The 23,562-nt window shown below is 46.9% G+C and carries 16 protein-coding genes; 3 read left to right on the top strand and 13 right to left on the bottom strand.

All coding sequences use genetic code 11. The annotated features are described in order from the left end of the window. Window positions 1-157: 157 nt before the first annotated feature. The 13 genes from NIASO_RS18560 to thrA all read right to left on the bottom strand — a co-directional run bounded on the left by NIASO_RS18560 (window position 158) and on the right by thrA (window position 20,300). Window positions 158-2,998, bottom strand: a complete 2,841-nt coding sequence (locus tag NIASO_RS18560) for a glycoside hydrolase family 95 protein (RefSeq protein WP_008588549.1) — start codon at window positions 2,996-2,998, stop codon at window positions 158-160. Window positions 2,999-3,222: 224 nt separating this feature from the next. Continuing rightward, window positions 3,223-4,776: a glycoside hydrolase family 28 protein gene (locus tag NIASO_RS18555; RefSeq protein WP_008588548.1), complete on the bottom strand. Its 1,554-nt coding sequence runs from the start codon at window positions 4,774-4,776 to the stop codon at window positions 3,223-3,225. A 386-nt stretch (window positions 4,777-5,162) separates the two neighbouring features. Continuing rightward, window positions 5,163-7,901, bottom strand: coding sequence for an alpha-d-galacturonidase (locus NIASO_RS18550; RefSeq protein ID WP_008588547.1), 2,739 nt, complete (start codon window positions 7,899-7,901; stop codon window positions 5,163-5,165). Between the two features lie 138 nt (window positions 7,902-8,039). Continuing rightward, entirely contained in the window at window positions 8,040-9,104 is a 1,065-nt protein-coding gene (locus NIASO_RS18545) for a Gfo/Idh/MocA family protein (RefSeq protein ID WP_008588546.1), read from the bottom strand. 2 nt (window positions 9,105-9,106) lie between these two features. After that, window positions 9,107-10,135, bottom strand: a complete 1,029-nt coding sequence (locus NIASO_RS18540) for an L-rhamnose/proton symporter RhaT (protein WP_025299139.1) — start codon at window positions 10,133-10,135, stop codon at window positions 9,107-9,109. Window position 10,136: 1 nt separating this feature from the next. Beyond that, a complete protein-coding gene (locus tag NIASO_RS18535; protein WP_008588543.1) occupies window positions 10,137-10,982 on the bottom strand; it encodes an amidohydrolase family protein in 846 nt (281 codons plus the stop codon). 15 nt (window positions 10,983-10,997) lie between these two features. Further along, entirely contained in the window at window positions 10,998-12,173 is a 1,176-nt protein-coding gene (locus NIASO_RS18530; RefSeq protein WP_008588542.1) for a CaiB/BaiF CoA transferase family protein, read from the bottom strand. Window position 12,174: 1 nt separating this feature from the next. After that, the gene (locus tag NIASO_RS18525; protein WP_008588541.1) at window positions 12,175-13,317 is read right to left on the bottom strand and encodes a CaiB/BaiF CoA transferase family protein; all 1,143 of its coding nucleotides are present in this window, start codon (window positions 13,315-13,317) and stop codon (window positions 12,175-12,177) included. Then, the gene (locus NIASO_RS18520; protein WP_008588540.1) at window positions 13,299-14,474 is read right to left on the bottom strand and encodes an ABC transporter substrate-binding protein; all 1,176 of its coding nucleotides are present in this window, start codon (window positions 14,472-14,474) and stop codon (window positions 13,299-13,301) included. Before NIASO_RS18520 ends, NIASO_RS18525 begins: the two co-directional genes overlap by 19 nt. Next, window positions 14,467-14,916: a MaoC family dehydratase gene (locus NIASO_RS18515; protein ID WP_008588539.1), complete on the bottom strand. Its 450-nt coding sequence runs from the start codon at window positions 14,914-14,916 to the stop codon at window positions 14,467-14,469. Before NIASO_RS18515 ends, NIASO_RS18520 begins: the two co-directional genes overlap by 8 nt. A gap of 519 nt (window positions 14,917-15,435) precedes the next feature. Continuing rightward, window positions 15,436-16,731 (bottom strand): threonine synthase, encoded by a 1,296-nt coding sequence (gene thrC, locus NIASO_RS18510; protein WP_008588538.1) that lies wholly within the window; start codon window positions 16,729-16,731, stop codon window positions 15,436-15,438. A 121-nt stretch (window positions 16,732-16,852) separates the two neighbouring features. After that, entirely contained in the window at window positions 16,853-17,779 is a 927-nt protein-coding gene (locus tag NIASO_RS18505) for a homoserine kinase (RefSeq protein WP_008588537.1), read from the bottom strand. Window positions 17,780-17,843: 64 nt separating this feature from the next. Then, the gene (gene thrA / locus NIASO_RS18500) at window positions 17,844-20,300 is read right to left on the bottom strand and encodes a bifunctional aspartate kinase/homoserine dehydrogenase I (RefSeq protein WP_008588536.1); all 2,457 of its coding nucleotides are present in this window, start codon (window positions 20,298-20,300) and stop codon (window positions 17,844-17,846) included. Window positions 20,301-20,773: 473 nt separating this feature from the next. Here thrA and NIASO_RS18490 point away from each other — a divergent pair, with 473 nt between their 5' ends. The 3 genes from NIASO_RS18490 to NIASO_RS18480 all read left to right on the top strand — a co-directional run bounded on the left by NIASO_RS18490 (window position 20,774) and on the right by NIASO_RS18480 (window position 23,218). Beyond that, the gene (locus NIASO_RS18490) at window positions 20,774-21,658 is read left to right on the top strand and encodes an OmpA/MotB family protein (RefSeq protein ID WP_008588535.1); all 885 of its coding nucleotides are present in this window, start codon (window positions 20,774-20,776) and stop codon (window positions 21,656-21,658) included. 117 nt (window positions 21,659-21,775) lie between these two features. Next, the gene (locus tag NIASO_RS18485; protein ID WP_008588531.1) at window positions 21,776-22,246 is read left to right on the top strand and encodes a hypothetical protein; all 471 of its coding nucleotides are present in this window, start codon (window positions 21,776-21,778) and stop codon (window positions 22,244-22,246) included. A 57-nt stretch (window positions 22,247-22,303) separates the two neighbouring features. Next, entirely contained in the window at window positions 22,304-23,218 is a 915-nt protein-coding gene (locus NIASO_RS18480) for an extracellular catalytic domain type 1 short-chain-length polyhydroxyalkanoate depolymerase (protein ID WP_008588530.1), read from the top strand. Window positions 23,219-23,562: the final 344 nt, after the last annotated feature.

The following is a 23,562-nucleotide window of genomic DNA, read 5'->3' as shown; positions in this document are numbered from 1 at the left end:
TACAAAGGTGGGGCACTGTGCTCTCTGGTCTTGTATGTGAGCGACAAATACTAAGTCAATGGCTCACAGATTACACGGATTTGCACAGATGGCTTTTAAAATCTGTGTACATCTGAGGAATCTGTGAGAACTCCAAAGCCAGCATTCAACGTCGTATTTATCGTTTCTCATTTTCGACGACCCGTTTAAAATCCGCGCTCACACTGTATTGTCTTCCTTTTTTAAAATTAAACGGAAGTACCTTACCCATGTATCGCAGTTGAGCCGATCCGTCCGCGATTGCTTTTATATTCAGTTGGGTCAAATGTTTTTGTTCCCATGCGATGTCCAGTATCAGTCCGCCGCGGGCATGGATCCCATTGATGCGGCCATTGGGCAACGCATCCGGCAAGGCCGGTAAAATATCAACAAATGCAGTATGGGATTGCAACAGCATTTCACCAATACCCGCAGCGCCGCCAAAATTGCCATCGATCTGAAACGGGGGATGGGCGTCAAATAAATTCGGGTAACTTCCTGCGCTTCTCCCGGCAGGCGTCAGTAGCATTTGTATCAGTTTATAAGTATGATTCCCGTCTTTAAACCGTGCCCATAAATTGATCTTCCAGCCCAGGCTCCATCCCGTAGCCGCATCCCCCCGATAGATAAGCGATTGCCGGGCGGCCTTCATCAGTTCCGGAGCCGTTTCCCAATTGATCTCATTGCCCGGGTAAACACCCCAGAGGTGTGATACATGACGGTGTTTATCGGTGGTATCGTCTACATCCTGCATCCATTCCTGCAACTGTCCGAAGCGACCTATTTTATTGGGAGCGATCCGCGGATATTTTTCTTCCAGCTCCTTCCGTAATGCCGCATCTGTTTTCAAAATCTGAGAGGCTTCGATGGTGCTTTTAAATAATGCCCGGATGATCTGATGATCCATGGTAGGGCCGGCAACCAACCCTCCGTGTTCGGGCGAATTGGAGGGGGTGCTGATCAGGTAGCCCGTTACGGGATCTTTTATTAAAAAATGATTGAAGAACAAAGCCGCCTCCCGCATGATCGGGTATGCCGTATCTTTTAAAAACCGCTCGTCCTTTGTAAACAGGTAGCGCTCCCATAGATGCGAACAAAGCCAGGCGCCGCCCGTTACCCAAATACCATGATTGGAAGCATTAATGGCGGCCGTACCCCGCCACAGATCTGTATTGTGATGCAATACCCATCCCGGCGCGTTATAATATTCTTTCGCTGTTTCTTTTCCTGATACTGCCAGCTCTTCCACCATTTTGAATAACGCATCATGCAAGGGCGATAAGCCCAGCAGCTCCGCCGGCCAGTAGTTCATCTCGGCATTAATGTTTGTCGTGTACTTACTACCCCAGGGGGGTGATAATAATTCGTTCCAAATTCCCTGAAGGTTAGCAGGATAGGTGCCCGGGCGGGAACTGCTTATTAAAAGATAGCGACCGTACTGCATGTACAGGGCCACGAATTCCGGGTCGCCGGAACGGGCAAATTTTTCCAGCCGCAGATCTGTGGGTAAGGATTCATTGGCCGAAGGCTGATTTTTCTGACCATAAAAATTTACGGACAGTGTATTGAAATACTGCTGGTATTCCTTCACATGTGCTTTCAACACCGACGCGAACGATTGCTGTTGTATGCCCTTTATTGCTGCTCTACAGCGCGCCGATGGGTCCGCGGACACATCTTTAAAATTTTTGAAATTGGTAGCTGCCGCGATAAAGACAGTGGCCTCATCGGCTTTACTAACAATTAGTTTATTATCCTTTACCGCGACAGATCCTTTGGTAACCCGAACCTGCACATAGCTTTCGCCCCGCAGCGCGCCGTCTTTTACCTGTATCTTCAGCACCAATGTTTGCTGGTCAACAGCCTCCACAATAAAATGTTGGTGCGGGCTGGTCAATTCGGTTTCAAAGCTCACCGAGCCCGGGCGACTTGCCGTAAAGTTCACGGCCAGCACCTGTTGGGGCTGACTGGCGATATAGGTTCGTTTAAAATCAACGCCATTGTAATTGTAGGCAGTAGTGAGCACCGCTGTTTCCAGGTCCAGTACCCGGCGGTAATCTTTAACTTTTGTTTCGTCTGCATTAACATGAAAAACCACATCCCCAAAAGGCTGGTACCTTGCCTGAAACTCTCCTACGGCGGGCACCTGGTCTGTTTGAATCAAATACTTCCATTGCCCGTTTAAAGACAATTTATCTTTTTCATTTCCCTTAACGGGATAGATCCCAATTTGTTTGCCGGCATCCTTATACCCCAGTATCCCGCCTTTGTTTGCAAAGTTGAGCACCAGTATCGCAATACAGTTCCTTCCTGCTTTTAAGGCTGATGCTGGGATTTTATAGTTGCGTGCCGCATCATTATCCTGACTGCCGATCAGCACTCCGTTTACATAGGTATAATCGAGATCCGTAATTTTATTGATATCCAGCACCAGGTCCTTTCCTTTCCAGCCTTCAGGCAGGTCAAAGGTTTTTCGCAACCATACGGCACCATCCAGTTCTCCAAGTCCTTCCTTTTCCCATCCGTCATAATTGGGTTGGTGTATACGCTTCCAGGACAGATCATTGTATTGCGTCTGTGAGGGATTCGATCGTTGATCCAGTACTTCTTTTTGTTTTTTGATCCACGCCTGCCGGTCGCCGTCGGCCGATTTCAGGCCCATAAATTCACGCCCCGCCAGGTCCTCCGCTTCTTTTTGTTTACCGGCAAAAAGCAACCCTCTTATAGAATCAAGGTACCTGTAGGCTCCTTTTTTATTATAATCTCTTGGGTAGCCAGACCACAGGGTTTCTTCATTGAACTGCACCCGGTCTGTTTGCACACCTCCAAAGACCATTGCTCCTAACCGCCCGTTACCAATGGGTAAGGCCTCCACCCATTCTTTGGCAGGGTGCTGGTACCAAAGCTTCAGGTCCTGCGCGGGCAACTGCACCGCCACAAAAACGGCAACCAGAAACAAAATCGTTTTGCTATTCTTCATTCGTAAATTTTTATTTTGTTACCAACCTGTTGCTTCGTCAGGAGCACCGCGTTTATAGCATGTTGGGTACCGAAAATCACGGCTCCTATGGAGCCGTTCTCTAAAACGACGATCATTCTACAAACACAATGCTCCCACGGAGCCAAATTCTCGTTCATCTTTTTAGTCACACTACCCTATGAAACCGGTCAAAAATAAAGATATTCATTCAACCCAATTTCAATTTAATCTTTTACAACCTCAGCACCGTTCACCTCCTTGCCCATGAACACCTGTCCGTTTTTACCATCGTTGTTTTTAAAAATGATTTGCCGCGTTTGAGCACCAGTAACGGCTGCGAATTTCGCGCTATCGTTAGGGAGCCAGCAGTTTCGTATACGAGCTCCTTTTACATCGTTCAGTTGAAGGACAAATGCATCGCCAGCAGGCACTGTTGCTTCAAAGTTATTGACATCCAGGCGTTCCACCTGATCCGCTTTCAGCGCTGTTCCTGCAGGGATTCTAATTTTTACGTTATTCAATGATATATCAGCAGCATTCTTTAACACGATACCCTGACGGGCTTCGAATACCACGTCATTCAGACTGATGCCCGACACGGGCATTTCCCTAATCCCATTTATCAATAAGGCCTGGTTCGTGTAAGCCGTAATATTGCTCAGGCGGATATTCCGGAATGTGGGCGTCCTTTCGGAAACGGGTTCTTCCGCACCTTTGGCATATTCCATATCCAAAACAATCGCCTGCTCAGCAATATTCTTCATCACAATATTGCTGACACGGATATCCTCTACCACGCCACCCCGGCCCCGTGCAGTTTTGATGCGGATCCCCCGGTCTGTGCCATCAAAAATACAATTACTGATGGCAATCTTTTTTACCCCTCCGCTCATTTCACTACCGATCACTACCCCACCGTGCCCGCGCAACATGGTACAATTGGTGATCGTATAATTCTCCGCCGGGCGGTTTTTGGAGCGCCCGGGAATGTCCTTTCCCGATTTAATGGTGATGCAGTCATCGCCCACGCTGATATGACAATCACTGATATGCACATTGCTACAACTTTCAGGATTGATGCCGTCCGTGTTGGGCGCATTGCTGCCCGGATTATTGATGGTTACCGCATGAACCGTTACATTTTCACAAAACCCCGGGTTGATCGTCCAGAAGGGCGAATTGCGGATCATTATACCTTCGATCAGGATATTTTTGGAGTGCAGAAACTGGATAAATGGCGGCCGTAAAAAGCCCCGCTTCATTTGACGCGGGTCATCGGGCAATAAAATGTTTTTATTCCGCCGGTCAAATTCCAACTGCCATTTAGTGCGGGGCTGCCCTTCTTTATAACCTTCTACAAAATCCCACCATTTTTTTCCATGCCCGTCAATAACCCCTCTTCCGGTGATGGCGATATTTTCCACACCATTGGCATAGAACAAAGGCGAGAAGCTGGTTACATCCACTCCTTCATAACGGCTCTCCACCATCGGCAGGTAATCATCAAAATCATCACTGAAATGCAGTTCTGCCCCTGCATCAATCAGGATCGTGATATTGCTCTTTAAATGGATTGGGCCTGTAAGGTACTTCCCTGCCGGGAAATAAACGGTTCCGCCACCTGCCGCCGCAGCAGCCGTTATTGTTTTTTCGATTGCCTTTGTTGCTTTGATACTGCTATTCTTCTTTGCGCCATATTTTGTAACATCAAAATAAGACTGCGCACCTGCGCTTATGGCAAAACAACCAACAACCGCTATTAAAAAAATCTTATGCATCCTTTTTGCTTCTATTCATTTTTATCCACGTCATCCCGAGTTATTTATTTGCGCTGCCTGTTCGATCTGCGATCATTCAGGCGGGCAAAAACAATAAGGCGATGACATAATATTCTTTCGTCACCCTGACCGCAGTCCCGAAAGCTTTCGGGACGGAGCGGAAGGGTCTCTCAATTACAGGGCAGTTTGGCATCACAGGGATGCCTCGGCTCCATTGCATTGCGCTCGGCACGACGAAAAGTGTAATTGGTTTTCAATACATAATGTAATCTGTCATTGGCAACGCAGTGAGGGATCTCATCCCCGAACAACGAGATTTACCTGCGGTGAAAAGGTTCTCTTCGTCCGCCTTCGACGGATTCATCGAAATGACGCGTTGCTGAAGCTTATTCAAATAACCAGTCCACCTGCTTTTTATTGCCGCTCTCAAATAATCCGGCATCGTAAACAGGAACAAGGTTATCGCCGTCAACAAACCCCAAAATCAATGCGACACCGCGTTCCAGTTTTAATGTATTAGTACCGGCTTTAAATTCATATACGTGAATATCTACCGGCGGCATGCCCGGGATCACCAACGCATTGGCGATCCTTGTATCTGCCTGGCCGTAATCATTCGCCAGCGCATTGGTTTCCAGTTCCGGCGCTTTCAGATAAACCGTATCTTTTGTAAACGCGGCCTTCTGCTGTTTAAAGAAGCCCACCAGCACTTTTACCGGCTTAGCATTAGTAAAAGAAATAGCGGCCGGCTCTTTTACCTGTTGCTTAAAGGCCATTTTGACACCCATCAACCCTTTTAGCTCCGGTGCATAGGAGCGAATGGCCAACGCTGTATCTTTAAAAACAGCGCTCAGGCTGTCGATCCTAAACCGGTCATAATCGCCCTGTAATTGTACAGCCGCATTTTTTAATGCAGTTCTGTTAGCAGCCCCTAACTTAGAGGACGCCTTTAATGAATCCAGCGCTTTTTCAAAATGGGCATATTCCTGTTTAAAGGGCACGAGTACTTCCGCCCATGTTTTGAAGGTTCCGTTCACGCCCCTGATCGGGATCTTACGCTGCTGCGTTTGCATGCTGTTTGCATAAAGATAGCTGCCTTTGGTAAGACGCACCAACTGCTCATACCAGTTCAGGCTTTCTTTTAATAATGGTTCCGCTTTATCCAGATCTTTCAGGTCATTGGAATATTTATACCGCAATACAAATAAAGCCGCTTCTGCTTTTGCCGCATAATGATACGCCAGCGCCCGATAGCAGGCCGCATCATTTTGAATGCGGGCAAATTCATCTTTATTTTTCAGGATAGTTTTATCCAGGCCCTGAAGCGCCGCCACTGCATCATCACCATGTTTGCGTACTTCTTTTGCAATCTGCACAGGAGTTTCGCCGATATGTGGCTGGTGGTTCCATTCTTTATCCGCATACTCCGTCAGCATCTCCCCTTCAGGGCTTTCGCCTTCGTACAATAAAGTAAACAGCCCGTAGCGGTATGGATTGATGAGTTGCGTCATCAGCATGCCCAGTGTCAATGTCTGGCGATTGCCATCTGTAATACCAAACCGGCGCAGCAACTTGGGCGCAATCAGCCCCATTGCTTCATAGGAGCGCAGAATAGCTTTCCCTTTTTCTTCACTTACTCCAAACTGTCCGCCCATCAGCCGGCTCCAGTAATCAGCCTCTTCATTGCCCGGCCGTTTTGATTTCCATGCATAGCGGCTCCAGGCCTTGTACCACACCCAATCCCGCTCTACCTGTAATAATCGTTTTCCGTTTTTAATACTGTCGGCAGTGTACGGCCAATCCCAGTAGGAAGCTTCAGGATACAAATGCAATCCATGCGCCCCCAACACTTCGTTCATTCCGATAGCGCATTGCTGTATAAAATCCGGCGCTCCATACCGGAAGGGTTCCAGGTTCGCCAGGATATGTACGTTTGCGATGTGCACGCTTCCCAGCTTGCTCAGCGTTTGATGCAGCGCTGCCCATGGGCCTCTGGGACGGGGATCTGTCAATGCCTCACCATTAAATTTGGCTTCGGTATATAAATTTTTGTACAGCGGTAAAGCTGCCTTCATAACAGAAGGAGCATCGGTATCATGCGCACGCAATACGATCGGCGGCTCTTCTGACGCAACTGAGGGGTCTTTTTCACCCAGGGCCTTTAATCCATCTTTTACCCCGGGGATAATGGTTTTCGTAAACCACTCGATATCGTCATTCCCGATGCCCTGCATCGCCTCTCCCAGGCAAACCATCAACCCCACATGCGGGTATTTTTCAACAAAGGCCGCTATGGATTTTCGCGTGTAGTCGGCAATAATGGGAAGGATCGGTCGTTCGCGTTCCTGTGTTTTTAAATGATTCTTCTCTGCAAAGGGTTTTGAAACGATAATATTGTAAAACATCTGGATCACCCAAATGCCTCTTTTATCCGCTTCCGTTGTAAGGAAACGGTACATTTCTTCATTCAGTTTAAAGGTAGCGTCGTCTACTTCCACCGCGTAAGGATAATCCCTGAGCCGCACCAGTGAGGCAAAAGGATGACCGTTCCAGAGATACAGGGAATTCATCCGGTTATGCGCCATGGAGTCCAGCACCTGTATCCATAATTTTTTATTATAAAACCAGGGGAAAGTTTGCGGGGTGTAGGGATATTCATACACATTGCGCCCCGGCAGGTAATAAGGTTTTTGCAGGCCGATGCACTGTCCCCGCAGCACCATTTCCGGTGCATCTGTGAAAGTAAGCTCCTGTGGAATAGTCCCTGAACGTTTGATCCGATCCGCCAGCTCAAAACAGCCGTACATGGTACCGGATGCATCGCCTCCTTTGATCGTGATATATTGCTTTACCGCATTGATCGTAAAACTTTCTTTTTTTACAGGTGCGCGATCCGCAGGCGTTTGAATCAATATAAACTGCCCGGTTCCGGGTTTTGTTCCTGGCGCAACAATATGGACTTCGTAGCCTGTTGCTTTAAGCGCCTCCTGCAGATATTGCACGCCAAACTGCACACGGGGCGCCGCATTGGCGGCCACTCCCAATGCTACTTTGTTTTTTACTGCCGTTGCCTTTACCGGCGCGATAATAAAAAAAAGGATGATCCCGATTATCAATATTCTCATTTCTTCTCGTAATATTATTAAAAAGGAATTGTTAATTTCTCTCCGACAAACCGGAGCGAAGCGAACGGCGCTGTCATTCCAAGAGCATAAGATTTCTCCTCATCCACCTTCGGCGGACTCGTCGAAATCACGATTCATTTAAGCCTCCTCCGGGGCGCCTCCTACTTCCTTAAGTGGTATTCCTCCGTGTGCGCTGCTTACGTAGGCAGCCTCCACACACCGCATGGTTTCAAAAGCGTCGTCAATATTATTTTCCGGCCGTTCGATGCGGCCCTCTTTCGCATCCATCATTTGCTGCATGGTTCCAATAAACGCATGTGGGAACCAGGTTCCTTCTATCTGTTTTGATTGCCATTGAACCGGCTGTTTATCAACGACAGCATATTCAAAGGTATCCGGCACGCCGTGCGGATAATCGATCAATACCCCCAAACTCATTTTTATAACGCCCAGGGTGCCTTCAATTTTTATATGCGCCCCCTGGTGCTTATAACCAAAATCATGATGGTGATTCGTATGAATAACCGCACGGATGCTATCTCCGTAATCCATAATGATCGTGCTTTTTACAGATGCCAGCTCAGGCGAGTCGGGATGCTTAAAGGTCTTAGCATACACGGTATCCGGATTTCCCAGGAACGACCGGATCAGGTCAATATAATGTACACTGTGGTAATTGATCTCCATCCTTGGTTTGCCAAAGAGAAAGGACCAAAGGTTCCAGGGCGTATAAACATTTACATACACTTCAATATCTGTAAGGGTTCCGATCACCCCCTCGCGTATCATTTTTTTTGCCTCGGTCACATTCGGAGCAAAACGCAACTGAAAATTCACTCCCGCATTCAGTTGCTTTGCATGTGCCAGGTCAAGGATCGCCCGGGCTTCTTCAATACTTTCGCCCAATGGCTTTTGGATCAATACCGTTGCTTTATCAGGCAACTGACGTAAGACAGGCACCGTTTCGGATGCCGGCAAGGCGTAATCATAGATCACATCTGTTCCATATTCCGCCACCAGCGCCTCTAATGTGTCGTATACATGGGGAATACTAAACTCAGTTGCCAATACCTCCGCTTTTTGCCGGTTGCGGTTGACGATGCCGCCGACGGTAAACCCCGCTATTTTATAGGCAGGAAGGTGCGCATCCTTAACAATGCCCCCTGCTCCAATAATACATATGGGTGTGCGCTTTTCAGCCATGATTAAATTCCTCCTAAATAATTACCGTAGGTTAATACAATGACGGCCAGCAACAATACCAGCAGCGCCGCTGCCAGCATTCCTTTTGTGCTGCCGGTAGTTCCTTTCCATTCCTTTAGCACCAGGCCTACCAATGAACTAAAAAAGACCAAAAGGATCATATGAATAGCCCAGCTTGAAAACTGGTACCGGCCCAGTTGTATATGTCCCAGCCCATAAAAGAAAAATTGCCCGTACCAAAGCACCCCGGTAAGCAATGCCATCAAATAATTTAAAGACAACCCTTTTTTCACAACGCTGTTGGTGTACTGTCCCCAGGTTTTATTTTTATTATGCAGATAAACTGTATAGAATAAAGTGGTAAGAAAGGCGCCCGTATTTGAGAAAATGTAAACAACATTCACCTGGAAATTACCCGCGCCATATTTTGCGGCAATGTCCGATATGGGCTTGCCGGCATTGATCGCAAAGCCGTAAAACGCAGAAAGGACGCCAGCCAGCAGGCATAAAGGCAGCCCTTTTTTTAAGGAGAAGCCGGGTTGCAATCCATTACTTTTTTTTTCCTTGAGCCAACCGGCCAACCCGCAAAAGGCAATACCTACTACCCCAAGAAATACCCCGGTAACGATCCAGCCGCCGCCGCGTCCGCTCGTCACCTCCCCGATAGTTCCGTCCATCACGGGCGGCAACAGCGTGCCCAGCACACAGGAAAGGCCCACAGAAATTGCATAGGTCAGAGAGAACCCGATGTATTTAATAGCGACCCCAAAAGCCGTTCCGCCCACACCATAGGCCATCCCCAATAAAAAGGAATTACGCATGGCCGTGGCGGGCGCTTCGTGCAATACTGCTGTCAATGAGGGAATGGAAAGCAGGGCGACAATTACGGGCAATAACAGCCAGCATACGGATGCCTGTGCCAGCCAATAGGTTTGCCAGGACCATCCCTTTACCTTTTTCTCAGGGGTATAGCATAGTGCCGCTGATGAAGCGCCCACGCCGTGAAAAAATATACCATTGAATAATTGCATGCTAGAGGTTATAAAATTGAATGGCATTACCCGAAAACAGTTTTTCCTGTTCACTACCATCCAATAAAGTTGTTAGTACTTCTTTATAGATATTCCAGGTGGTAACGTAATCTGCCGCCAGTAAGGATACCGGCCAATCGCCTCCGCAAAAACAACGATCGGCTGAAAAATTTTTGAGAATAAATTCTATATAAGGTTTCAGTGTACCGGCGTTAAACCGGTCGCTACCGGCAACCGTGCCCAGGCCGGAAATCTTTGCATACATATTTTTATTGGAAGCAACTTCCCCCATCAGTTCACCCCAGCGGCCAAACCGATACCCCTCCTGTATGGGCGGCGCATTCAGGTGGTCAAACACCATACGCAGGTCCGGCACTTTTTCGGCCACTTTCAAAATCGTTTCCAGGTGCGCCGGTAGAATCCCCACCACATCATACGGAATATTATGCGCGGCCAATAATTTCAGGCTTTCAATAACAGGCTCCTGCAGCAGCCATTCCGGATCGGCCTCGTCATGGATCAGATGGCGCACCCCCACGAAGTATTCATCGTGCAACAGACGATCGTTTAATAACTGATCTGTTCTTTCAGTATTCGCCAGGGGCAACCAGCTTACCACACCTTTGATCCAGTCTGTTCTTTTGGCCACTTCCAGCATATGAAAAGAATCTTCCAGTTGTACGTCTGCCTGCACAAAAATACCTGCATCAATACCCGCTTGTTTTCTCGGCGTCTCCAGCTCTTTGATCGTATAGGTACGTTTCAATAATTCAGGTGCCCCGGACAACCAACTGTAGGTCGATTTCCCTGTATCCCAAATATGTATATGTGTATCAATGATCATCATTATTTTTTTTATCACCTAAGATACAACGGCATCCTGTTTTTGCAATTGATTTAGCCCAAATTCTTTATCAATAGCAAGGGTGTGTTCTCCCAGTAAAGGCGCGGCGATTGTTCCTGTAAGCAGTGCCCCATCTACTTTAAACGGGCTCCGGGTAGTAGTGATGCGGGTACCTTTACTATTGGTAACCGTCATTTCCATATCCAGCGCGCGGTAGGCCGGATGCTTCCGCAACGCTCCGTAACTCAATACTTCCGAGCACCACACATCCGCGGGCTCTAGCATTTCCAGCCACTCTTTAGTTGCCCCTGTTTTCAAGTGCGCGGCCAATATCGCTTTAATCTCATCCCGCTTTTCAAACCAATCGTTTTTATTTACATATTCCGTTAATGCGGCACATCCCAGTAATTTCCCCAGGTTTACAATATCCGTCATTGCCAGCGCCAGCCAGGCGTCTGCTGTTTTATAAATACCATACGGCGCGCCCACATAGGGATGGCCACCGTTCACCGCACTACGCAGTGGCAATTCGTTACCATCATTATAATAACACGTCAGCACCTCGAACTGAAAATCGAGCGCGCTTTCCAGCATGCTCACCGTTACCGCTCCGCCCTGGCCGGAAACCGCGCGCTGATACAACAGGGATAAGATCCCCTGTGCCAGATGTGTGCCGGATAAAATGTCCACTATAGAAACCCCCATGGGCATAGGATTTTCGTAAGCCGTTCCATTCAATAAGCTGATCCCTGTAATGGATTGTAACAACAGATCCTGGCCCGGAAGCTTCTTCCACGGCCCTTCTTCGCCAAAACCGCTTATACTCCCATATACCACCGAAGGATTGATCGCTTTTACCGTTTCATAACCCAGCCCCAGCCGTTCCATGACGCCCGGACGAAAATTATGAATGACCACATCGGCCTGCTGCAACAGTTTTTTTATTTTAAAAAGATCGGCTTCACTTTTCAGATCGGCCACATAGCTTTGCTTGCCGCGATTGATCGCCTGGAAAATAGAGGACTCTCCGTCGATCATTACGTCCGACACATATAATTCCCTGCAAATATCACCCGTACCCGGTTTCTCCACCTTGATCACCCGAGCACCCATATCTGCTAAGGTTAAAGAAGTTGACGGGCCCGATAAAAACTGGCTGAAATCCACCACTAATATGTCTTCCAAAAAAAGCATCTTAATCCTCCAATAATTCTTTTATAATCGCCGTCCTGTGCTGCCCCAGTGCGGGTGCGGGTTTTGACGAATTGATTTTTTCTCCGTTGAGCCGGATGGGGCATCGTGTTGTCGTAATCGTTTTTTGACCTACCTGCAGTTGTTGCTCCATCCGGACAACCTGGTAACCCTCAGATTGCCGCAGGTCATTCCAGTTATAAATCTCTGAAGCCCACAATCCCTTTTCCCGCAACCGCTCCAGCCAATATACCGTAGTACCTGTCCGAAGTTTCGCAGCAACCAATGCCTTTATTTCATCCCGTTTTTTAAAAGCATCCCCGGGGCCATATTTCTTTAACGCTTCACTACCCAAAGCTTCTCCCAGTTGCTGCAGGTCCATCATTGCTAATGAAAGAAAATGATCGGCCGTTTTATATACGCCATAAGGCGCGCCCAGCAAGGGATTGCCATTATTTATCTTACTGCGGCGAATACCCTCCTGTTTGTGAAAGAAGGTAGTAAACAATTCAAACTGCAGGCTGATCGCAGACTCTAACAAACTCAGTTCGATATAAGCGCCTACCCCTTTTTTTTGCCGGCGGATGAGCGCGCCCAGTACTGCCTGCACCAGGTGATTACCGCTGATCGTATCTACAACAGACAAACCAAAAGGAACCGGTGCTGCACCGGAATTGCCCGTGGTGTAAGTAAGCCCCGACAGTGATTGGATCAACAGATCCTGACCCGGTTTCTGCGCCCAGGGGCCCTTACGACCAAAGCCGGATATTTCCGCGTAGATAATTTTTTCATTAAGCGCTTTCACATCCTTGTAAGCCAATCCGATCTTCTCCATCACGCCCGGTCTGAAATTATGCGTCAGTACATCCGCCTTGCGGATCAATTTCTGAACCAGCTCAAAATCTTCTTTATTTTTCAGATCGGCTGTGAAACTCTCTTTATTTCGATTGATCGCATGGAAATTCAGCGAATCCTCTCCCACCCATAAATTTTTTACTGCCAGTTGCCGGCAAGGGTCCCCCCCCCGTGGCCGTTCGATTTTTATCACCCGGGCACCCAGATCAGCCAAACGCATACCAGCGGAAGGCCCGGATAAATACTGGCCAAATTCCAATACCACTAATCCCTTTAACGGCTGTTGTTGCATAGGTTTTTATCTGATTTTTGTAAACTTTCAGTATACAGCAGATTCAATTTATTTAGCACCAATGAAGCCGATTGTATCCTTCCTTTTAAAAATTCCTGTATATAGAACCCGCCTTCCTCCTGGAATTGCAGGTAGCCGTGGTACCTGGGACGCAGGTAGGCGTTGTCTAGCGTTGCCTTTGTATTTGTAAAGAACCGGTTGCAAACCTGGTTATTCAACGGGTCCTGGTAGCCAAATGCATATCCCGGCTGCCCGCCAGATAAAATATATTCGGACGCCTGCCACCCGGGGGAGCAGACAAATTGTGCAAAGGCTGCCGCAATCGATTTATGCAAACTTTCTGCAGCTACCGCTATGCCGGTTCCGCCCAAAGTGGTCCGCAACGGTTTATTACCGAACGTAACCACATCAGCATATGTCAATATATTTTTACTGTATTGCTTTCTTGAATAATTGGAATAGCCATAGGCAAAAGGGCAATAGTAATAATCGTCTGTATTGCTCATGACTTCTGCCACAAGGATAGGGTTCATATTAAAAAAGCCCGGGGCCAACGCCGTATATAATTCTTTCATTGTATCTAAAGCCCTTGTCCCTGTTGCTTCCGACACAACCACATCACCATCAAACGGCTCTTCGCCCTCTGCAATACAAAAAGTATAGAAGTTCATGAGCAGGTCGATAGGAATAGCGGGTGCCGCAACCTTTCCTTTTTTTGCCAGGGCTATCACCTGCTCCCATGTTTCGGGCGCGGCAAGATCATTTGCTGCCAACAGATCGGTGCGCATACTGGCTACAGGGGTTGCCGCATCAATAGCCAGCGCCCATTGCCGGCCATCATAGTGATAACTACTATGCGAAACGCCGGCGCTGTTCGCTTCCAGTACCGCAAGAGCATCTTTCGGAATATAATCATCCAATGCCACTACGCACCCCGTAACAGCCGCGCTGCCCACCCAGGGATGGTCAATGATCAACAGGTCATACTCTTTTGACAGGCTTTCGATAGAATAATCGGCAAAAGCCTGTAGACTGCGTTTATCCCATCGTATCTCAACGCCCGGATGCCGTTCGCTATAGCGTTGCCCCGCGGCCTGTAAAGGCACAATACCACGTGTATGATCCCACGCAATCCCTTTAAGCACCACCTTATCCATGCAATTCCTTTTTTTGCACCAACAATAAATGTTCGCAAACCAATACCAACTGCCGATGCTGATTGTATACTTCCAACAACTCTGTAACAATGCCGAATCCGGGTTTTTTATGGTCCCGCTTTTCTTTTATGGTTATGGTTGTTGTAATGGTGTCATTTATAAAAACGGGAGTCAAAAAACGCAAACGTTCATATCCATAGGTCATCGCCACATCATTGATCACACCCGCCGTCAATCCTACCCCTACGCTAAAAATAAGGGTTCCGTGTGCTATCCGCTGCTTAAAAGGCTGCGTTTTACACCATTCCGCATCCATATGGTGCGGGTAAAAATCACCTGTCTGACCGGCATGTAAAACAATATCAGCCTCCGTAATGGTTCTGCCGGTAGTTGTACGTTGCGCTCCTGTTATAAATTCTTCGAAAAATATTTTCACAGCCATATGACAGCATTTAAAGGGGCTGATGGCATTTATACCTTCATCAGCCAACAGATCGAAAGTAGATCGAATCCCCTTGCCGGAAAATGTTAGGATTCACTATAGTAATGGAAAATTTTACTACAGGCGCCGGGGATGGACAATGCCACGAATCCTCCGGAGGCGGACACAGTTCCATCGTTCTGCGTTGCAGGATGATTTAAGGATACAACGAAATTTTTTAAACCATAACTTGTCCCGCACAGCGGGATAGATACATAGGATATATAGATAACAGGGGACATAAAAACACGTCAGCTATGTTCCCCGCCATAGCGGGGATTCTATGCCGCCTTAAACGCTATGATTTCTACTGTGGCTATGTGTCCGCCCGGATGAGCTCCGTTCGGACGGGGTTTAAAATCAGTCTAAACGATTTCGTTGTACAGAATGCACGAATCAAATCGGAGGCAAACATTATTAAATGCAAATGCTGTTATTTATGTTCAACCCCATTCGTGCATTGGTGTTCAATAATTGTCATTAATCCAGTAAATATGCTTTGAAGGCCTCAAAATCCGGTTGCATAGCAACAGCATGTTTGGGTTGCAGCATCAGCGATCGCAATGCTTCGGGCACGGGGACTTCTTTACCGGTGGCCTGTTGAACAGCATCCGGGAATTTTACCGGGTGCGCCGTTTCTAAAATAAAGCCTTTTGATTGTTTATGATCCGACAGATAGTGCTCAATAGCCTTAAAGGCAACCGCCCCATGCGGATCCAGGATATAACCGGTTGTGTTAAACACCTCCCTGATCGTATCGGTTGTGGTTGCATCAGAGATACTTTGAGCCGAAAGGATATCTTTTAATTTCACCATTTGCCGGTCAAACAATTGCATGATACGTACAAAATTGCTGGGATCCCCCACATCCATTGCATTAGACAAAGTAGCCACGGCTTTTTTAGGTTGCCAGTTTCCGGTTTGCAAAAATTCCGGAACCACATCATTGGCGTTACAGGCGGCTATGAAATGACCCAACGGCAGCCCGGTAATCTTTGCCAGTAAGCCCGCGCATATATTCCCGAAATTGCCGCTGGGCACGGTTATTACGGGTGCTGTTTTTTTGTCGGGCCATTGCTTATAAGCAAAGAAATAATAGAACTGTTGCGGCAGCCACCGTGCCACATTAATAGAATTAGCGGAAGTAAGAAAACGTTTTGTATTAATGTCCGCATCAATAAAAGCCTGTTTTACCAGGCGCTGGCAATCGTCAAAATTGCCATTTACTTCCAGTGCCGTAATGTTTTTTCCAAGTGCCGTCAGTTGTTTTTCCTGCACCGGGCTTACCCGGCCTTTTGGGTAAAGGATCACCACATCGACGCCTTCCACACCATAAAAGCCACTGGCAACCGCGCCACCGGTATCTCCGGATGTAGCCACCAAAACCGTAACATGTTTTTTTTCATCTTTCAGGAAATAGCCCAGGCAGCGGCTCATAAAACGCGCGCCCACATCTTTAAAAGCAAGTGTGGGTCCGTGGAACAGTTCAAGCGCGGCAATACGATCGGTAACCTGTTGTAAAGGAAAGGGAAAATTTACCGTTTCCGAAACAATCTGATACAGCGCGTCATCAGGAATGGTCCCGCCTACATAGGGTTTAATTACGCGGAACGCGATTTCCGCCTCATCCGTTGCTTCAATATTTTTTATCAGCTCCTGGCCGACTACCGGCAGTTTCTCAGGAAAATACAATCCCTTATCTGGTGCCTGTCCGCGAATAGCCGCTTCTTTAAAATTAACAACCGGCGCTTTATGATTCAGACTATAATAGTTCATTGTTACTGGTTACTTGTTTCTGGATATTGAATACTGGTTTCTGGATGCTGAACGCTTAATGCAAAACGCAGAATGCCCAATATTCCCTACTACCTATATACTATTCACTATTGACCATTGCCTATTCATGCTCCACTACCCGTACCCCTTCGTTGCTGATCGTTGTTACATAAACATTATTCTCTACCCCGATCCGTTCATAAATCCCATGCATGATCCTGCCTACTTCCCGAGCTACTTGTTCCGTTTCACTCAGCATAAATATGGAAGGACCGGATCCTGAAATGCCGCCACCTAAAGCGCCCGCTTGTTTGCATTTCGCTTTTATTTCGTCAAACCCGGGGATAAGAATGCTCCGGACCGGCTCTATAATTACATCCTCCAACGAGCGGCCGATCAATTGCTTGTCGTTGCGCATAAACCCCGCCACCAGTCCCGCAATATTTCCCCATTGTTTGATCGCATCTTTCAAATAGATCAGTTGCTTTAAGATCTGCCTTGCATCCGACGTGCGCACTTCAATTTGAGGGTGCACCACGGTTACATACAGGTCGGGAGAAGCCAGGGGAACGATATCGATGGGGAGGATGGACCGGATCAGCGTAACGCCACCCAGGATGCAGGGCGTGATATTATCCGCATGTTTAACACCGGTTGCCAGTTTCTCTCCGATCATCGCCAACTGGATCAGCTCATCCGTTGAAAAGCGATTGCCTAATAACTTATTTGCCCCAACCGCTGCGCCTGCGGCGCTGGCCGCGCTGGACCCCAGCCCGCTTCCGGGTTTGATATGTTTCTCGATCGTTACTTCAAACCCGATAGTGCCACCCGCTTTTTCAATAGCGGCCAGCAATACCACTCCCGCCACATTCTGTTCGGGGTCCGTTGGCAGGTTATAAGCATCACGGTTGTGAATGATCACTTTGGGCTCATCCAGCAAGCGGAATTCCATAATATCACAAGGCTCATTTAGCGCCAGGCCCAGGATATCAAATCCGCAGACCAGGTTGGCCACAGTTCCCGGAGCTTTTATTTTTATTGATTCCATTAATAAATTTATTTATCAATCAACCACTATTCACTATTAACTATTGACTATTCACTTCCTTCCCTCACGCATTTGCGGCCCGCATAATATCAGCAAAAACACCACTGGCCGTAACATCAGCTCCTGCCCCGGCGCCCTTTATCACCAAGGGCTGCTCTGTATAACGGGCGGTATAAAACAACACTACATTATCCTTCCCGTAGAGGTGGTAGAGATCATCACCCGGTTTGATATGCTGCAAACCCACCGATGCCTTCCCATTTTCAAACGACGCCACAAATTTAAGTTTACTGTTCTCCGCTTCCGCCGCTGTCAGCAATTTTTTGAAATGCGCTTCTTCTGCTTCCATACATTTGTAAAATTCAGCCACGGAGCCCTGCATACAGGAAGCAGGCATAAAGGAATTATTGACGATGTCTTCCATATCCATTTCAAATCCCGCTTCGCGGGCCAGGATCAGGATCTTCCGCATTACATCCACACCTCCCAGGTCCATACGCGGATCCGGTTCGGTATATCCTTCCTCCTGCGCCTGTTTTACCACATCTGCAAACTTCCTTGTACCGTCGTAATTATTAAAAACAAAATTCAACGTACCACTTAACACTGCCTTTATACTTCTTACTTCATCCCCGCTTCTTCTTAAATCGTTCAGCGTGCCGATCACCGGCAATGCAGCCCCAACATTGGTTTCAAACAAAAGCCGGGCATTGTGTATATGCGCCAGCTCTTTTAGTTTTTTATATTCAGGAAAAGGGGAGGCTGCGGCAATTTTATTGCAGGCAACGACTGATATACTTCTCTGCAACAGCTTTCCGTACACTTTTGCTACTTCGGTATTGGCGGTGATATCGACAAAAATAGTGTTGCGCAAATTCCGATGAAGCACTTCCTGTACAAAATCGGGCAATGACGCGGGCTCCCCGGCCGCAAGTAATTCCTTCCAGCCACTCAGCGATATACCGAATTCTTTAAAAAGCATCTTTTTGCTGTTGCTGATCCCGATAACAGACACATTTAATTTCATGTGCTGCTTCAGGAAGGCGTGCTGCTGTTTTAATTGCTCCATTAGTTTGGCGCCCACATTTCCCACCCCCACAATAAAAAGATTCAGTTGTTTATAAACGGTTTCAAAAAACTCTTCATGTAATACATTGATCGCCTTGCGCACATCATCAGTGGCAATAACAGCGCTGATATTTTTTTCTGAGGAGCCCTGTGCTATGGCGCGGATATTAATACCGTTTCTTCCCAAAGCGCCAAACATTCTACCGCTTACCCCCGGCAAGCTTTTCATTTGCTCCCCAACCAGGGCTACAATGGACAACTGTGTTTCTTCCTTCAGCGGTTCTACTTTGCCCAAGGTAATTTCATCGGCAAAGGCCTTATCCACCGCCTTTTTCGCCACTGTCAGGTATTTTTGGTCAATAGCCACACATATTGAATGTTCGGAGGAACTCTGTGTGATCAATACCACACTGATCCGTTCTTTGCTCAACGCTTCAAACAGGCGTTTCGAAAATCCGGGAATACCGATCATTCCACTGCCTTCCAAACTCAGCAACGCAATATTGCTGATGCTGGATATGCCGCTTACAATATGTTCCCGAATCGTTTCCTGTGTTTTCATCGCACCACCTACAACGGTTCCCGGCATTTCAGGAGCAAAGGTGTTTTTGATGTGCAGGGGGATGTTTTTAGCCATCACCGGCTGTATAGTAGGCGGATACAGCACTTTCGCCCCAAAATGCGAAAGCTCCATCGCCTCGCTGTAGGAGATGCGCTCAATTACTTTTGCATTGGGCGCCACGCGCGGGTCTGCCGTCATCATACCACTTACGTCTTTCCAAACCTGCAGCGAATTTGCATCCAATGCCGCCGCAATCAATGCAGCGGTATAATCAGAACCCCCTCTTCCCAGAGTTGTGGTGACCCCGTTGGAGTCTGCTGCAATGAACCCCGGCACAACGAACACGTTACTTTTATTTTCTTTAAAATATTTCCGGATCCCTTTTTCGGTCGCGGCAATATTCACTTCTGCATTGGTGAAGTCGCTGTTGGTGAAAATAAATTCCCGGGCATCCTTCCACTGCGTTTGTACGCCTTCCTGCTTAAAGGCAGCGGCAATAAGCTGTGAGGAAAGCCACTCGCCGTAGGCCGCCAGCCGGTCCAGGTTTTTGGGCGTCACTTCGCTCAATAAAAAAATACCACTGCAAACATCTTCGATCTCATTGATCGTTTTTTTTACCAGGCTTAACAAAGCGCTTTGGGAAGCAACAGGAATCAACTCTTTTACCGCTTCAAAGTGGCGCTGTTCAATTGTTGCTATATAGTCCTTGTATACCTCACTGCCGGCCGCCGCCTGTTTTCCTGACTGCAACAGCAGATCTGTGATACCGCCCAGGGCAGATACTACCACAATGGCCATATCGTTTTTAGCAATAGTATCTACAATGGCAGCAACCCTTTTTATATTGCTGGCATTGGCTACGGAAGAGCCGCCAAATTTGAGAACATGCATGAAATTAATTTAGAAAGTAAAAGAAAAAATCTTGAAAAACGGCCGGAGGCCCGATGGTAATATAGCAGTTTACAACCCTCAAGGGGTTGTGATAATGGTGGTGGTGGTTCCGTTAACGAAACAGCTGCTTACTTGAATATTTTGAAAATTATGCTGCATTTTGTAAAATACTTCCGCAATATAAGACAGAAATTAATACTATCTGCAAGAGCCCTGTTTTTTTTGAAAAATTCTAATCAAAAAAGCGCAATCAGTAGAAAACAACGAATTCAGCCGGTATTTTATAGTATTTGCAACGAAATCATTAGCAAAAGCATCAACTTAGTAAGAGCGGAAATCGTTTGACGTATTATATAATGATTTCTTAAAATACAAAAGCGGTACGCCAGTCTGGCCCGGCCTTTTTAATTTAGGCACCGCTTTTGTTAGTATTGGGCATATTCAAATAAATCTGAATACAGAAATAATCCATTATGAATCTTAAATTATTTTTACCTGCCGTTGCAGGCACCCTTTTGTTTTTCTCCAGTTGTGTAAGTAATAAGAAATTCACAGCCCTGCAGAGTGATTATTCCAGCCTGAATCAGCGTTATCAAACCAGTCAGGTTGATCTTGCTGCCAGCCAGCAACGTGTTAAAAGCCTGGAAGAGCAGTTGGCACAGGAACGGGCCAACAACGCTTCGTTAAAAAAGGCGCTGGCCGTGCTCCAGGGATCGCTTGATAAAAGTATTTCCCAGGGCAATGTGAATATTTCCAAACTGGTGGACGAGATCAACTCCTCCAACAAATACATCCAGCACCTGGTAAATGAAAAGAATAAAAGCGACTCTTTGCTGATGGTGCTTACCAACAACCTTACCCGTTCGCTGAGCAGGGATGAGTTAAAAGATGTGGACATTAAAGTGTTAAAAGGGGTAGTATACATTTCATTATCCGATAATATGCTGTACAAATCCGGCAGCTACGAAATATCTGAGACTGCCGGTGCCACTTTAAGCAAGATCGCCAAGATCATCATGGATTACAAAAACTATGAAGTATTGGTGGAGGGTAATACGGATAATGTGCCCATCAATCGTCCGAATATCCGCAACAACTGGGACCTGAGCTCCCTGCGGGCCTCCTCCGTGGTGCAGGCGTTGCAAAATACCTACGGTGTGGATCCCAAACGCCTGACCGTTGGCGGCCGTGGTGAATACAACCCGGTAGCGGATAATACTACGGATGCGGGCAAAACAAGAAACAGGAGAACAGAGATCATCATTACTCCCAAGCTGGATCAATTTATGGAGCTGATCGATAAAGCGCCTGAAACTACACCGGCACCTGCCTCACAAGCAGCGCCCCCCGCCAAATGATCATCCAAATCAGCAATCAGATTATAAATGAAAGCCGTCTTAAACAGGCGGCTTTTTTATGCCGTCATAACACCTTTTTAAATAACGTCCTCCTAATTTTACAATAAAAATCAACGGATGAAAAGAAATTATACTGTTCTGTTTGGCATCATCCTTATTATTGCTTTTTTATCTGGTGTGTTAACCTCGGGCATATCGCTGGTGGGGCGTGCGGGTGTCAACACTTTTTACACCAGTTATAAATTCTTCAAAGTATGGTGGCAATCCGGACTGGTGTGCCTGGGTGCACAATTAGTGGTCCTGGGGATTTTGTTTATAGCCGACCGCAAATGCAGTGGGGTAAAGCGTTTGAGCATATTGCTCGCCTTCCTGTTGCTTTTTCTTGCAGGATTGTATCTTACCTATTCCAATTTCAGAACGGATCTTGCGCATCGCTGGCTGGGCGAACGGTTTCATTTGGGAGTTTACTTATACTGGCTGGGATTTTGTGCTATTGCGCTATACTTCATCGTAACCGGCAGTTCCACACAACCGGGTCCTGGAGGTGATAAAGCCACCCTGCAAAACGAAAATCCGGGGCAGGGTTAAACCCTGAGTCAGTAAATTGGTCATAGCTGTGGGGCGTATTGAAATGCCTCGCTATTTATGAAACCCTTTACTACTTTATCTTTTGTTGCCTGTTTCCTGTTGCTTTGCTTCGGCTATTGTAAAAAAAGGAACTCCGCAGAAGACAATATTTACCGTATTAATGGTACTATAGCAAGCAATGGCATTTCACGAACTTATTTATTAAACCTCCCTCCGGATTATTACAAAAATGGTAGTTTTCCATTAGTGATTGCATTGCATGGCGGCGGCGGCGGCGGCCTGCAATTTGAATCAAAAACAGGGCTTACTGAAAAAGCAAATGCCGAGCATTTTGTCATAGTATATCCCGATGGTTTCCCCGGCCCGGCGAAAAACAGATCATGGAATGCTGGTTCCTGCTGTGGAGCAGCTCAGGCCGATAATATTGATGATGTCGGATTTATAAAACAATTGATCGCTTTTTTAAAAGCGAATTATAAAATAGATCCGGCACGGATTTATGTTACCGGGCATTCGAATGGCGGAATGCTTGCCTATCGTTTGGCAAGTGAGTTATCCGATGAAATTGCGGCAATTGCAGTAAATAGCTGTACAATGGTTGTAACAGCGGCCATACATCCGTCCCGTCCGGTTCCTGTTTTGCATATGCATTCAGCATTAGATGAAAAAGTTCCTTTTAGCGGTGGCATTGGAATAACAGGCGCTTATTATCCTCCCGTTGATTCTGTGTTGAATGTCTGGGCTGCGATAAATGCCTGTGGCAATCCTCCGCAAACAACAAATTTCAATACTTATATTTTTCGCCAGTGGGTAAACTGCAGCAGCAAGGCTACAGTTCAATTATATCTCACTAATGATGGTGGTCATTCATGGCCCGGAGGCCAGTCTGACAACCCCAATGCAGATCCGCCATCGACTGCGATAAATGCAGATAATCTACTATGGAGTTTTTTCCAAAAATATACACTTTGAAAAAGCATTCGGAAGAAGCAATTATTTAAAGAATATATGACTTACCCTTCGGGGTTAGCACTGCGATTAAATCCTCCAACAGCATGCTCCTTATTGCATGCCTTGTATTTAAGGCCGCGAAGAATGAGTTTACCCCTTTGCGTCGTTGCACCGCTGCGTCCTTGCGTGAAATCCTTAGCACGTATGTTTGTCGTTACTTCGACCAGCGTAAGGGGGGCTCAATAAAAACATTGTTCCGGAATGAGCATCCAGGGGTGTACCTTTCGCGAGCAAGATTTCGTAGAGATGTCTCCCCCAAGGTCGACATGACGGAAATTTTTCGTTGCGTCCCTGTTTCCTTCCGC

The sequence above is a fragment of the Niabella soli DSM 19437 genome (assembly GCF_000243115.2).
Classification (GTDB): Bacteria; Bacteroidota; Bacteroidia; order Chitinophagales; family Chitinophagaceae; genus Niabella; species Niabella soli.
The sequence above is the reverse complement of the archived record's forward strand: the minus strand, read 5'-3'. Positions and strand labels throughout refer to the sequence as shown.

What these genes read in the sequence shown, in the direction of transcription:
- NIASO_RS18490 (WP_008588535.1), top strand. Translation starts at nt 20,774, where the DNA reads ATGAATCTTAAATTATTTTTACCTGCCGTTGCAGGCACCCTTTTGTTT.
- NIASO_RS18480 (WP_008588530.1), top strand. Translation starts at nt 22,304, where the DNA reads ATGAAACCCTTTACTACTTTATCTTTTGTTGCCTGTTTCCTGTTGCTT.
- NIASO_RS18515 (WP_008588539.1), bottom strand. Translation starts at nt 14,916, where the DNA reads ATGGCTGTGAAAATATTTTTCGAAGAATTTATAACAGGAGCGCAACGT.
- NIASO_RS18525 (WP_008588541.1), bottom strand. Translation starts at nt 13,317, where the DNA reads ATGCAACAACAGCCGTTAAAGGGATTAGTGGTATTGGAATTTGGCCAG.
- NIASO_RS18505 (WP_008588537.1), bottom strand. Translation starts at nt 17,779, where the DNA reads ATGGAATCAATAAAAATAAAAGCTCCGGGAACTGTGGCCAACCTGGTC.
- thrA (WP_008588536.1), bottom strand. Translation starts at nt 20,300, where the DNA reads ATGCATGTTCTCAAATTTGGCGGCTCTTCCGTAGCCAATGCCAGCAAT.
- NIASO_RS18535 (WP_008588543.1), bottom strand. Translation starts at nt 10,982, where the DNA reads ATGATGATCATTGATACACATATACATATTTGGGATACAGGGAAATCG.
- NIASO_RS18540 (WP_025299139.1), bottom strand. Translation starts at nt 10,135, where the DNA reads ATGCAATTATTCAATGGTATATTTTTTCACGGCGTGGGCGCTTCATCA.
- NIASO_RS18545 (WP_008588546.1), bottom strand. Translation starts at nt 9,104, where the DNA reads ATGGCTGAAAAGCGCACACCCATATGTATTATTGGAGCAGGGGGCATT.
- NIASO_RS18550 (WP_008588547.1), bottom strand. Translation starts at nt 7,901, where the DNA reads ATGAGAATATTGATAATCGGGATCATCCTTTTTTTTATTATCGCGCCG.
- NIASO_RS18485 (WP_008588531.1), top strand. Translation starts at nt 21,776, where the DNA reads ATGAAAAGAAATTATACTGTTCTGTTTGGCATCATCCTTATTATTGCT.
- NIASO_RS18560 (WP_008588549.1), bottom strand. Translation starts at nt 2,998, where the DNA reads ATGAAGAATAGCAAAACGATTTTGTTTCTGGTTGCCGTTTTTGTGGCG.
- NIASO_RS18530 (WP_008588542.1), bottom strand. Translation starts at nt 12,173, where the DNA reads ATGCTTTTTTTGGAAGACATATTAGTGGTGGATTTCAGCCAGTTTTTA.
- thrC (WP_008588538.1), bottom strand. Translation starts at nt 16,731, where the DNA reads ATGAACTATTATAGTCTGAATCATAAAGCGCCGGTTGTTAATTTTAAA.
- NIASO_RS18520 (WP_008588540.1), bottom strand. Translation starts at nt 14,474, where the DNA reads ATGGATAAGGTGGTGCTTAAAGGGATTGCGTGGGATCATACACGTGGT.
- NIASO_RS18555 (WP_008588548.1), bottom strand. Translation starts at nt 4,776, where the DNA reads ATGCATAAGATTTTTTTAATAGCGGTTGTTGGTTGTTTTGCCATAAGC.